The sequence below is a fragment of the Grimontia sp. THUN1695 genome (assembly GCF_059704325.2).
The window spans coordinates 600,100-612,550 of the sequence record NZ_AP046577.1 but is presented as its reverse complement, the minus strand read 5'-3'; the positions used below and the strand labels follow the sequence as shown (position 1 = coordinate 612,550).

General features: G+C 43.9%; 10 protein-coding genes and 1 pseudogene. 4 read left to right on the top strand and 7 right to left on the bottom strand.

Going from position 1 to position 12,451, the window contains the following annotated elements:
• The first annotated feature begins 2 nt into the window (after positions 1-2).
• Together AC6IB1_RS06345 and AC6IB1_RS06340 are read left to right on the top strand one after the other, a co-directional pair.
• Positions 3-824 carry a capsule biosynthesis GfcC family protein gene (locus AC6IB1_RS06345; RefSeq protein WP_497568290.1) on the top strand — a complete coding sequence of 274 codons (822 nt, stop codon included), beginning with the start codon at positions 3-5 and terminating at the stop codon, positions 822-824.
• Between the two features lie 2 nt (positions 825-826).
• Entirely contained in the window at positions 827-2,980 is a 2,154-nt protein-coding gene (locus tag AC6IB1_RS06340) for a YjbH domain-containing protein (protein WP_497568289.1), read from the top strand.
• A gap of 72 nt (positions 2,981-3,052) precedes the next feature.
• Here AC6IB1_RS06340 and AC6IB1_RS06335 read toward each other — a convergent pair.
• The 5 genes and pseudogenes from AC6IB1_RS06335 to AC6IB1_RS06315 all read right to left on the bottom strand — a co-directional run bounded on the left by AC6IB1_RS06335 (position 3,053) and on the right by AC6IB1_RS06315 (position 7,832).
• Positions 3,053-3,933, bottom strand: a pseudogene (locus AC6IB1_RS06335) (MBL fold metallo-hydrolase RNA specificity domain-containing protein).
• 139 nt (positions 3,934-4,072) lie between these two features.
• Positions 4,073-4,900, bottom strand: a complete 828-nt coding sequence (locus tag AC6IB1_RS06330) for an O-antigen ligase family protein (protein WP_497568288.1) — start codon at positions 4,898-4,900, stop codon at positions 4,073-4,075.
• Between the two features lie 492 nt (positions 4,901-5,392).
• Entirely contained in the window at positions 5,393-6,136 is a 744-nt protein-coding gene (locus tag AC6IB1_RS06325) for a glycosyltransferase family 25 protein (RefSeq protein WP_497568287.1), read from the bottom strand.
• A 202-nt stretch (positions 6,137-6,338) separates the two neighbouring features.
• On the bottom strand, positions 6,339-6,896 hold the full coding sequence (locus AC6IB1_RS06320) for a sugar transferase (RefSeq protein WP_497568286.1): 558 nt from the start codon (positions 6,894-6,896) through the stop codon (positions 6,339-6,341).
• A 3-nt stretch (positions 6,897-6,899) separates the two neighbouring features.
• Complete coding sequence (locus AC6IB1_RS06315; RefSeq protein ID WP_497568285.1) at positions 6,900-7,832, bottom strand: UDP-glucose 4-epimerase family protein; 933 nt, start codon at positions 7,830-7,832, stop codon at positions 6,900-6,902.
• A gap of 191 nt (positions 7,833-8,023) precedes the next feature.
• Here AC6IB1_RS06315 and AC6IB1_RS06310 point away from each other — a divergent pair, with 191 nt between their 5' ends.
• Positions 8,024-9,979, top strand: a complete 1,956-nt coding sequence (locus tag AC6IB1_RS06310) for a polysaccharide biosynthesis protein (RefSeq protein WP_497568284.1) — start codon at positions 8,024-8,026, stop codon at positions 9,977-9,979.
• Complete coding sequence (gene tagD, locus AC6IB1_RS06305; protein ID WP_497568283.1) at positions 9,976-10,437, top strand: glycerol-3-phosphate cytidylyltransferase; 462 nt, start codon at positions 9,976-9,978, stop codon at positions 10,435-10,437. The genes AC6IB1_RS06310 and tagD overlap by 4 nt, the downstream gene beginning before the upstream one ends.
• A gap of 38 nt (positions 10,438-10,475) precedes the next feature.
• Here the strand turns inward: tagD and AC6IB1_RS06300 are convergent, their stop codons facing one another.
• Together AC6IB1_RS06300 and AC6IB1_RS06295 are read right to left on the bottom strand one after the other, a co-directional pair.
• Positions 10,476-11,624 (bottom strand): CDP-glycerol glycerophosphotransferase family protein, encoded by a 1,149-nt coding sequence (locus tag AC6IB1_RS06300; RefSeq protein ID WP_497568282.1) that lies wholly within the window; start codon positions 11,622-11,624, stop codon positions 10,476-10,478.
• 68 nt (positions 11,625-11,692) lie between these two features.
• Positions 11,693-12,361, bottom strand: coding sequence for a hypothetical protein (locus AC6IB1_RS06295; RefSeq protein WP_497568281.1), 669 nt, complete (start codon positions 12,359-12,361; stop codon positions 11,693-11,695).
• Positions 12,362-12,451 lie beyond the last annotated feature (90 nt).

Sequence of the window (12,451 nt, the reverse complement as noted above, 5' to 3'; positions counted from 1 at the left end):
CTATGCTCTCCTTTTCTCTTTTTTCTTTCGTGCCTGGTCGTTTCCTTCGCTGCGCATTACCTGCCGTGCTTTCTCTTCCCCTGATTGCGCAAGCCAGCGACAAAACGCAGGTATTCGTCACGCCGTCTATCGAAAGCACAACCGGGTTCACCCTCACTTTTGAACATCCGCCCCGCGTGTCCCAGCTGGTTTCCGAAAGCGCTGCGGTTATTCGCCCTCACCTTGCCGCCAGTGCGCATCAAAGCAATGTGATTGACTGGCAGGGGGCTGCGCTTTTCAACCATGCGTTGTCACCAGAAACGGCACAACTTCTGGACAGTGTGAAACAGGATTTAAAGACGTTACGCGCTGAATGGGCTGATGATCCGACGTATGCCAATGCGGTCGATGCGTTGATTGATTATGTAGAAAACGCCACGTTCCGCGAACGCCTCCCCCTACCGCTGGATGAAGACCATTACCTGGCTGGCAGTCACACCAATCCTTTGGTAACAGGCAAGGTGACATTGATCCTGCCTTCGCGTGCTAAACAGGTATCTGTGATTGGAGCGGTTACCCAGCCACACACTTTGCCTTTCACTGCCCTTACCAGCGCACGCGAATACCTTGCCCAGTCACCCACGCTAAACCACTTTGGGATCAGCAATGTAGCTGTTATTTCCCCCAATGGCGAGTTGGCTATCCATCACACTGCCTATTGGAACGCACAGCACCAAAACGTTGCGCCAGGGGCGGTTATCTTTGTGCCTTTTCAGCGTTTGCCCCTCGGCCTTGCGTCGCTGAACGATACGCTTCCACGTCTTCTTCAACATCGGGTGATGTAGTCATGTACCGTCGATTTTTCCAATTATCCACCTTATCACTCGCGGTACTGCATGCCCTGCCGGGTATCGCGAACACTGTTTCCCTGCCACCTTATCAGCCGACACAAAGTGATTTCGGTGGCGTCGGCCTGATGCAAATGCCAACTGGCCGCGTTGCGCCGGAAGGCGAATTTTCGCTGGGTGCCACGTTTAACCATGATTATCACCACTATCATACATCCTTACAGTTGATGCCGTGGCTGGAGACAACCATCCGCTATACCCAGGTACCTGAGCGCCTTTACAGTGGTGATGTGAACTTCAGTGGTGACACCTATTACACCGATAAAGGCATTGACGTAAAGCTGCGCCTTTGGGAAGAGAGCTACTGGTTGCCGGAAACCTCGGTAGGACTTCGCGATCTGGGGGGAACCGGGTTGTTTGATGGAGAATATATTGCGGCCAGCAAGCATATTGGGCCACTGGATATCACGTTAGGTGTCGGCTGGGGGTATATGGGGAACCGTGCAAACCTTCGCGGCAACCATCGCGGTGATGTCGATTGCGGGCGGGATACCTCTTACAAAGGCAAAGGGGGCAGCTTTGATTACGATCGGTGGTTTAGTGGCTGTATGTCTGTGTTTGGCGGTGTGGAATACCAGACGCCTTGGGAACCGCTTCGTTTGAAAGTGGAGTATGACGGCAACAACTACGCCTCGGATTTTGCGCCCAATATGGTGCAAGATTCCGACTTCAACTATGGCCTGGTGTACCGCTTTGGCCGCTGGGGAGACATTCGCGCCAGTTATGAGCGTGGAAACACCTGGACGCTGGGCCTCACGCTGAAAACCAACTTCAACACCCTGTCGCAACACTGGATTGATACTCCAACACCGGTGTATAACGGCAAGCAGGAAAACGATGTTGCTGACATTGACTGGGATAAAGTTGCCGTTGATTTAGCGGACATTGCAGGTTATCGCGATACTCAGGTTTATGCCGACAATGATTCGGTGACCGTCGTGGGCAATCAGTCTAAATACCGTAACCGCGACATTGCCCATGAAAAAGCGGCGATGATCCTGGCAAACACAGGGTCTACAGCCACGCACTTTACGCTGATTGAAGAAAAAGCCAACCAGCCTATCACCCAGACAGTGATTGACGCAGAGGCTTATCACAAGGTGGCGAATCAGGATTATATCGGCGCCAGCGTGACAGATGCCACGCGGCGGGTTGATCCCGGTTCGCCAAGAGGAACGCTGCAGGTAGACACCCGTAAACCCTGGTCTGTCAGTGTGTCACCCAACCTTCAGCAGTCGATTGGTGGCTCTGAAGATTTTTATATGTTCAATGTGGGGATTGCGGCCGGGGCCAGTTACTGGTTTGGCGATCATGTGGAATTGAGTGGTGGCGTTTACGTTAACCTTTACGATAACTATGACAAGTTCAAGTACGATGTACCGCCTGATGGCACAGATCTGAAACGGGTTCGGACCCTGGTTCGCCAATATATCTCTGACAACACAGTACGTGTGAATAACTTGCAGTTGACGGCGTTTGATAAGGTTGGCGACAGTGTCTATGTTCAGGCTTATGGTGGTTATCTGGAAACCATGTTTGCCGGTGTCGGGGGGGAAATCCTGTACCGTCCGCTGAACAGCAACTGGGCGTTTGGTATCGATATAAACTATGTGGCCCAACGCGATCCAAATTCTGAGTGGGAAATTTTCACCCAGGAGCGCCATTTTGACCCCACGACAGGTCGCTATTACCGGGTACAAACCGGTACACCGACGGGGCATTTCACCACCTATTACCGACCGGAGTGGCGCTGGTTTGATGATTTGCTGATCAAAGCCAGTATCGGTAAATATCTGGCGGAAGATGAAGGGATCACCCTGGATATTTCAAAGCAGTTTGACAGTGGTGTGATTGCCGGTGCTTATGTTGCCAAAACCAACCTTTCGGCTGAAGAGTTCGGCGAAGGCAGCTTTAACAAAGGCTTTTATATTTCCATTCCGTTTGACATTTTTACCGTTAAACCCAGTGCTAACCGCGCCTATATCGGCTGGACGCCCCTTTCCCGCGATGGAGGCCAAATGCTGACGAGAAAATATAGCCTTTACAGCATGACAGATGCACGCTACCCCCACTCGGAGTTCACCCACAAGTAGTGAATAACGAGGTGACGAACAAACAGGTAGCAAAATAAAACGGCGAGAGACGGGAGCGTTCCCGTTTTTCGCCTACCTTTCTTTCCCCATCACTACCCGCTCTGCCAGTCCGCGCTTGTCTATTTCGTTTGCCAGCGCTTCCTGAGCGTCGTGATCCCCATGAACAATACGCACCTCTTTAGGCCTTGTTGGGATCCCCTGAATAAAGGCGAGCAGATCGGCTTGGTCCGCATGGGCGGAATACCCGGACATGGTGTGTATATGGGCGTTCACCTCAATACATTGATTGTCGATTTCCACCTGGCTCAATCCCTGCTGCAACTGGCGCCCCAGTGTGCCTCTTGCCTGGTAACCCGCCAGGATGACATCCGTTCTGGCATCCGGCAACAAGGCTTCCAGATAATTTAGTATGCGCCCACCATTACACATACCACTGGCAGCGACCACAATGGCAGGCTCTCCGGTTTGTTTCAGACGGTTGACGAGCGCCTGGTGATCCTGGTGAGAATCAATGGTAATGCACTGTTCAAATGCCAGTGGGTGTCTGCCTGCTTCTACCCGCCACTTGGCTTCTTCTCCCCACAGCGCTTTAAACGTCCGGTATTGTTCTGTGACCTTGGCGGCCATTGGCGAATCCAGCACCACGGGAAGGGTTGACCATGCCTGCTTTTCCGCCGCATTCAGTTGTGTGGCTATGATGGCTTCTATATCGAACAATAACTCTTGGGTTCGCCCAACGCTGAATGCAGCCAGGGCAACCGGCCAATGTGGTCGATATGTGCGTGGGTTAAGATTAATGCATCAATATCCTGCACATCAAAATCTATCTCTAAAGCGCGTACTTCATCCCCCTGAAACAGCCCACAATCAACAAGGAGCTTTCCATTTTCGGTGGTCAATTGGTGACAAGAACCTGTCACACCGGTTTTGGCGCCGTGATGAATGATGTGCATGTTACCGATCCCGTATGGGTTTTCATTTCACACCATGATGCCCAAGCGGGGAGAAAAATAATCCCTCACAGACAAAGTCTGAGAGGGATGGTAAATTTCAGCCTGCAAAAAAGTAAAGCAATGATACGCGCTGCGATGGCTAACGTACTGAAGCCGTTTCGTTACCTGCTCCTGGCGGCATAAACAGCCAGGCACCAGTAAACAAGGTAAACAAATAGACCAGATGCGTGTGATGGAACGGCACATCGGTTAGCCCCGCTAACGCGACCATCAACATCAAACTGCTTAGCAGCGGATCGAGCGAGAAACCGACTCTGCCATGGGAGGCAGAAGATGTAACATAGAGCAGTGGTGACACAAACCACGCTAACAGCACCATCAAGCCAAGGACACCATACCGGGCCAAAGTATCAAAATATTGGTTGTGCAGGTGGGGGGGATTAGAGTCTCCACGGTTGAATCGCGCACTGATATCTTCCCGAAGTGCATCATCGCCTACACCAAAAATTGGCGCTTGGGATACGATTTCTTTTCCTTGCAGCCAAAGGGTAAGGCGAATACCAATCGATGTATTAAAATTGCCATTGGCAATCTGCGTGAATTCGTACTCTGTAAACGCAATGCGTTGTTGAATTTTTTCTTCAAAGGCTTTGTATCCCAGCCCACACAACAGTACACCCGCTAGCAGCGCCATCAAATACGTGCGAAAGGATGGCTGGACAATACGCAATACCATATACACCATGACCACTGGCAAGAATAAAATCACGCCGCGCACGTCTGTTAGCACGATTGCCGTGCCAGCCAACGCAACACCCAACCCGGAAACAATGCGCCATGGCCATGATTTCGCCATCAAGCATTGGTGTAATGCACTCAGCACCATAAATGCACAAAACAAGGCATAAGGGATCGGGTTTGTCGCTACACCAACCCGCTGTATGCCTAAGACCCAAAATTCATACATGGCATTCAAGCCACACAAGATCGCTGCGAAAATCAACATCCTCGTCAAATAGTGACGGGGGAGCTGTGCCCAAGGGAGCATAAGCAGGTAAATCAGGCAGGTCACTAACGTGCGTGAAAAATCAAATTCATCCCCCCGCAGCAAATGTGGAAAACCAAAGTAGAAAAAGGCCACGAGACTGGTAATCATTAGTGGGCGGGTGCGCGCAGCCTGCCAATTTTGCTTAAGGGCATCACGGTAAAACCACAGGCAATACACGCAAACTAAGGGGATCAATCGGGAAAGTATTGATTTGGTTTCCGCGATGTTAAATATGCCAAGAAACAAGACGGCAAGTGGGCTAAGCAAAAATAGCGCTTCAAGACGCTGTTTATTGAATGGGATAATATTTTGAAAAGTGATCGCTGACATCTTCAACTAGCAGAAAAATAATATATGTAAGTTTAGTAGGTTATGGGCATGCGCACTGGATGTGCGCAATATTTCAAGAGGTTATTTGACGTTTAGCGCCCGACATTTTTTCCAATACATGATCGAAAGCATGATTTTCTTATAGAGCGTATACAGTTCGCGGGATAACTTACGGTAGAACGGCGGTTTTTCCATTTTTTCAAATTGGATAGTTGATTCGTTACCAATGTGATCAGCCATAAAACATGGCTCTAACTGGTAGGAATATTGCCCATGAATGTAATTGGCACCGACAAAACAATCAACAGGGAAACACCAGCGGTGTTTAATCAATCTGGATGCCGCTTTTGGTGAAATAGCATAAGCACAAAGACCTCCGTAGTTATCCCTCATCAGGTGAAGAGAAAACTCACCATCTTTGATTACCTCAGTAGTAGCGCTCCCCTTGCAGACAGATTGCATTCTGATAAAACCGTACTCGTTGGCAGCCCTCAAGGCGTACTCAACAATGCTTTTCGCGTTTTCATGAAGTTCAATGTCATCTTCGCAGATAATGATAGGCTCACCAAGCTCTATACATTTGAGCCACAATGCATAATGACTGGCATAACAACCCAGCTCACCTTTATTTGGCATTTTGCCACTGGTTAACCAAAGGCGTTTACGATAATCATAATCAGCCGCAAGCTCAGGCTCTCCCAAATGCCCATCCACCGCATCAAAGAACGTAAACGCGATGTTTTTTTCTGCCATTTCTTGGGCAACCTTTTCACGGCGTTCAACACTTCTTTTCAGGCTAATCACATAAACATTTGACACGGACATTAGAAACACTCTTGGGGTTTTATCTGGGGGCGCAGTCTATCTTAGATTGCAGAAAATGGCGAGTTGCCTGGGTGTGTTATGTTACGTTTCACCGATAATCCGTAGACAAAAACACCTATGAGGGAAAGTGAATATGGCTAAAAACGCTTCTCTCACCAAGATACGATAAGAAAGTAGCAGCAAGGGGATACAGCATTAGCCATTATGGCTGCTTTTTGACTCTATCACCGGCACCACTCCCAGTGATGGTTTGAACAATGTAAGTAAAATAGCGCTTCAATGTAAGACACTGAATCATCTTCTGGTCCCATTCTGCGAGGCGTTTAGGTGCCGACATATCAATATTATTCACCTGAGCCAGACCTGTAATGCCTGGCAACACCTTAAAGACCCCGCGGCTCTCCCGCTCTGCAATCAGCTCCTGTTGATTAAACAAACAGGGGCGAGGCCCCACCAAGCTCATCTCCCCTTTCAGGACGTTGATAAGCTGAGGCAATTCATCCAGTTTTGTCTTACGAAGAAAGTGGCCAAGCTTCGTCACCGAGGAAGCGCTGGCGAGATGTGTCGCCACCGATTCCGTATCAAGCGCCATGGTCCGAAACTTGAACAGCATAAACGGCTGTTGATTTTTGCCTACACGCGTTTGACAAAAAATGGGAGAGCCCGTGTCGAAATAGCCCAAAATGATTATGAGGAAAAGTATTGGTAACAGAAGCAAAAAGCCAATCAAGGAAACCGTCAAATCTATCGCTCTGAACATCAATTACCCCTCACCATTTTTCATGAAGTCGTCCACGGTTTCTTGAATACCTTGCTCAAAGGAAAAGGGTGGTTGCCAATCTAGCGTGCTTCTGGCATGTTCGATATCCACTTGCAGATTGCCATATAACCTGTGGGCGATCGCGTTTTTTCCTGCCAACGAAAGCAAGCTTGTCATGACACGTTTAGGTACAGGTAACAACCGGCTTTTTTTACCCATCGCGTCACTCAGTGCCTTCAATAGCTTGGATGTAGACACATCTACACCATCTGACACCAAAAATATTTGGTTCGCAGCTTTGGGTGACGTACAGCATAGCAAGATAAAGTCGGTAAGGTTGTGAATGTACACCAAACTCCGCGCATTACCGGTGACACCAAATGGCAAGGGGATCCCTTTTTTTACCCATGACATCATTGCACGAAAATTCGCTTTTACACCCGGTCCATAGACCAATGGCGGACGAATAATCACTACTTCCATTCCTGTATTCTTCGCGATTTCTTTCAGGCCTTGCTCGGCGAGATACTTCGATTTGCCATAAAGATCGGATGGAGGCTGAGTGACCTTTTCTGTAAAAGGGCAGCCAGCTTCCGTTTTCTCTCCATTAACCTTAATAGAGCTGAGAAAAACAAAACGCTTTACACCGGCATTGGCTGCTTGTTGTGCTAATGAGAGTGTGCCTTCCACGTTAACGGCATGGTAAGTATCGGTGTGGCTTATGTCTGGCTGATGAACAAGGGCGGCGCAGTGAACAACTACGTCGATCCCACCTAAAGCGTTCAACCAATCAACGTTTTGGGTTAAATCAGCGACAAAATCATCCTTTACCCCAAACGCTCTTACATGCCTGATGTATTCTATCCCTTCTCTTTGAAGTAATTTAATAAATTGACTGGAGACAAAACCTTGACCACCAGTAACTAATAATCTCACATTTTACTCACAACACTATTTCACCTTGGCGATATTGTACCTACACTTAAGCAATAAAAGTCAACGCATTGCTACTGGCTACTTCCACACTAGGACCATATTACATGTCATACTGATGACATCATTCCAGCTCGCTTTCTACTTCTTAGGACGAGTCTAAGCAAAATGTAACGTCAAAAGGGCTCGAGTAAATGCTCAAACCAGTCAAAATGTTTTTGTCTACACCTCGCTACAAAAAACGCGGACTCAGTATCGCATATGACTTTCTAGCGATATGGCTCTCTCTTTATGCTGCTTATGCCCTGCGATTAGATAAACCAATACTAGACCTGTCACTGGAACAATACACAACCTTTGCGTGTACGGTATTTGTCACGCTTGCCGTATTTGTTAAGTTAGGGATGTACAGAGCTGTTCTGAGATACATCACTGTACCGGCGTTGGCTAATATTTTCTTGGGGGTGTTGGTTTCATCATTAGCTGTGCCTGTATTTGGCTTTTTATTCCAGGCATTTGTACCGAGAAGTGTACCTGCTATTTACGCCGGACTGGCAATTCTGGCTCTTGGTGGCCCAAGAATTTTACTGCGCGCTTTTTACTATCATCAGTGGAAAAGAAAAAAGCCCAATGTGCTCATTTATGGTGCGGGTGCTACTGGGCGAGATTTAGCTTATGCCTTGCAGCAAGGTAATGAATATCACCCAGTAGCCTTTCTCGATGATGACTCAGGTAAGCGCGGAACAATACTGCTGGGACTCAAAGTCCACAAATTTGGTGACTTTGATAAATTACTGACGCATTACCAACCCGTGAAGATTTTACTGGCCATCAACAATATCGACAAAGCCGATAGGATCAAACTGGTTGAAAAACTGACTGCATTACCTTTAGAGGTTCAATCCGTACCTTCTTTAGATGATCTGGCAAGTGGTAAAGCCAAGATTTCAGAACTGAGAGATTTAGATGTAGCTGAGTTGCTTGGTAGAAAGCCCGTTCAGCCAATCGACTCATTGCTGGCGAGATGTATTAAGAATCGTTCGGTGATGGTTACTGGCGCGGGAGGTTCTATCGGTTCTGAACTATGTAGACAAATCATAAAGCAACAACCCGATAGATTGGTTCTTTTTGAACTCAACGAGTACAACTTATATAAGATTGAGAGGGAGTTGAAACAAACCAAGCTGACCCTGAGCCTCAATACAACAATTATAAGTATTTTAGGATCAGTACAAGACAAAACGCTTGTTCAATTGGTGACGGAACAACATAAAGTCAAAACAATATACCATGCGGCAGCATTCAAGCATGTACCACTTGTCGAAACCAATATCATTGAAGGCGTACGTAACAATGTGTTGGGAACATGGTTTTGCGCTGAAGCCGCAATTGAAAGTGGTGTTCAAGACTTCGTGCTTATTTCTACCGACAAAGCAGTGAGGCCTACAAATGTTATGGGGGCCAGTAAAAGACTGGCGGAATTGGTATTGCAATCACTCTCAGATAGACAGGATACAACGTGCTTCTCAATGGTACGGTTTGGTAATGTTCTCGACAGTTCTGGTTCAGTTGTCCCCCTATTTCGCGATCAGATTCGAAAAGGCGGCCCTGTAACCGTTACACACCCGGATATTACTCGCTATTTTATGATGATACCGGAAGCTGCTGAGTTAGTTATTCAAGCCGGATCCATGCGAAAGAATGGGCAAGTTTTCGTATTAGATATGGGAGAGCCTGTCAAAATACTGGATTTGGCAAGGAAAATGATCCATTTGATGGGCATGAAAGAAGTAGTGATGGACACAAATGATGGAAAAGAATGCAATTCAGAAGACGAAATAGAGATTGTATTTACAGGGTTAAGACCCGGTGAGAAATTGTTTGAAGAACTCTTAGTGGGTGACAATGTAGAAGGAACGATTCATCCTCAAATAATGACAGCCTGTGAAGACAAGCTTAGTTGGGGAGAAATGCAACGGCTTCTAGAATATATTCAAAAGCTCAGTGACAAATACGACGACGATAGTATGATTAGATTACTAAAGGAAGCTCCTCTAAGCTTTGCCCCTACAGTTGATGACTCTAAGCTTATTCAGTTATCTAAAAAGCGAAGCGAATACTCTGCAAGTAAAAGGCGTAATCTATTGTGAAAACTGTTATCACCTATGGAACTTTTGATCTCTTTCATGTTGGCCACATCAGACTCCTAAAACGCTTGAAGTGTCTAGGTGACAGACTAGTTGTTGGCGTATCTAGCGATAAATTCAATGAGTCAAAGGGTAAAAAGTCTTTTTTTTCCTACAAAGAAAGAGCAGAAATAGTTGCTGCTTGTAGGTATGTTGACGAGGTATTTCCAGAACATTGTTGGGAACAGAAACTAGCTGATATTACAACTTATAATGCTGACATATTTGCAATGGGATGTGACTGGGAAGGAAAGTTTGACAAACTAAAACAATATTGTGAAGTTATATACTTACCTAGAACTGATGATATCTCCTCTACAGAAATTAAACAAAAAATATCAATGTATGATAACGAAAAAATTTTGGAATTAGAAAAGTCGATTCATGACTTAGCCGATGTTTTTAGATGTATAAAGCCATAGTTATACAGCAAGTAAGATTGAATTATAAGTTAAGTCACTCAGAGAAATTTCAATATACTCTTGGAATGCTCTTTTTGTATGACATTAAAGAGGTTACATATACGTATTCTCTCTTCACTGTAGTAATCGATATCTGACAGCAATTTTTTTGCTTCCACTTTAAAATCTTTAAATGATTTTGGTTTAGGGCCTGGGGTAACCAATTTATATTCGACTGAGAATCCAACTAATCTTTCATAAATATCATAATCATAAGGTAGAAACATGATTGGCTTATTTAACAATAGAAAGTCTGCATAAATACTAGAATAGTCAGTAATTAAAAGATCAACTCCACTTAAAAATTCATTAATATCACTCAATTGTGATTTTTTCAAAATACGAACATTTTTAAGACCTAATAAGTTAGATGGTATATTCTCTTCAAAATTCGGGTGTAACCGCAAATAAATAAAAGCATTTGCTTCGTCCAAAAAATCATCAAGTTCGATAGCTGAGAAATCAGAAAAAGGAAATAGCTTTGTTTCTGAATAAGGCCGCCATGTAGGAGCATAAAGAATATTCATAACGCTGTTATCACAATTATATCCGTGTGTATCATTAAGAAAAAGGCAATCATTTCTAGGCTGACCACCACGTATTACTTTTCTTTCAGGAACATCAATAAACGATTCCCATACCTTATCAAAAACTGGGGAAGTTGAAACAAAATAACTAAAGTTTGATCTAATTAACGAATAATAAATCACTTTTGTAATACTTAGATTTCTTTCCTGTAGTCCAATAGATTTTATGGGAATACCGTGACCAAGATGAAAAACCTTCCGCCTAAAAGAATGGAAAAAACCACCGATTGGGGTTTCTAATGAGGATGTAAACCAAGTATAAGATGAAAGTATATAAATAATGTCATGAAATTTCGTATTAGAAATAAAATATGGTCCATAACATTCAATCAACTTTTGTCTTCGAGTGGCATCATTTATAACAAATTTCACCTCATAGCTTTTACATTCTTCCAAGAAATAAAGAAACAGCCATTTAGAATTATGATTGAATTCTGTGTTGAATTCAGAGTTAAATATCACACGAAAGCGCTTTCGATAAATAAAGAAAGAAAGTAGAGAAGGAAGAATTCCTTTAAGAAGAATGCTTAGTCGAAGGAATATATATTTTTTATTATTCATATAAAGTATATGTTCACTAAAAGTTTCAGGAAAAAAACTAATATCAGAGAAATTGGTTATAGAAAAAATTATGAATTACTTGACGTATTTAAATTTCTCAAATTAGAATCAATCTTAATAGTACTATATGCATACCCTCTCAAAGAACCGGAAAGCATTCTGGTTACCATTAAGATCAAAACACCAGAGTTAACGTCCATATAGCCATATGAATAGACAGTAAAAACTAATAAAAAGCTAACTAAAAGTATTGAGTTAGAAGAAAATGCCACAAACTCAGTTGAAGTCATGGATAATCTAGATAAAATATTCAATCTATTATTTGTAAATAAAACATAATCATAAAGCATGTATAGTGATATAATGAACACCATTTGTAATAATGTGAATTCTATAGAACAAAATGCATAAATCAAAAAAGAAATTAATATTATAACTAAATCAGAAATAAAGTTTACCATCGGTATATAGTTTTTTGATATAAACAACCTTGAATAAACGCTATCATTATGTTTTTTTTCAGCAATTCCACGTAATTTTTTCATTTGTGATGAAGTGGCTCTTGGTAAATAATATTGACTACCCACACTCACCAAAAAAACTAAAATTAAAATAGAAAAAAGAATGATCAGAGATAAATCATACTCCAATTTATCTTTATCATATAAGCTTGAAAAAATAACACTATCAGTTGAGATTAGTATAAATATCTTGATAGGAATAAACATCATCAACATGTTTGAAATCCTACTTGCTATGCGGAGCATCGACATTCTATAAATACTCATGCCGATTTTTTTACGATATAAGTTTGATAAGCTAGCAAT

What these genes read in the sequence shown, in the direction of transcription:
- AC6IB1_RS06345 (WP_497568290.1), top strand. Translation starts at nt 3, where the DNA reads ATGCTCTCCTTTTCTCTTTTTTCTTTCGTGCCTGGTCGTTTCCTTCGC.
- AC6IB1_RS06340 (WP_497568289.1), top strand. Translation starts at nt 827, where the DNA reads ATGTACCGTCGATTTTTCCAATTATCCACCTTATCACTCGCGGTACTG.
- AC6IB1_RS06330 (WP_497568288.1), bottom strand. Translation starts at nt 4,900, where the DNA reads ATGTATGAATTTTGGGTCTTAGGCATACAGCGGGTTGGTGTAGCGACA.
- AC6IB1_RS06325 (WP_497568287.1), bottom strand. Translation starts at nt 6,136, where the DNA reads ATGTCCGTGTCAAATGTTTATGTGATTAGCCTGAAAAGAAGTGTTGAA.
- AC6IB1_RS06320 (WP_497568286.1), bottom strand. Translation starts at nt 6,896, where the DNA reads ATGTTCAGAGCGATAGATTTGACGGTTTCCTTGATTGGCTTTTTGCTT.
- AC6IB1_RS06310 (WP_497568284.1), top strand. Translation starts at nt 8,024, where the DNA reads ATGCTCAAACCAGTCAAAATGTTTTTGTCTACACCTCGCTACAAAAAA.
- AC6IB1_RS06300 (WP_497568282.1), bottom strand. Translation starts at nt 11,624, where the DNA reads ATGAATAATAAAAAATATATATTCCTTCGACTAAGCATTCTTCTTAAA.
- AC6IB1_RS06295 (WP_497568281.1), bottom strand. Translation starts at nt 12,361, where the DNA reads ATGTTGATGATGTTTATTCCTATCAAGATATTTATACTAATCTCAACT.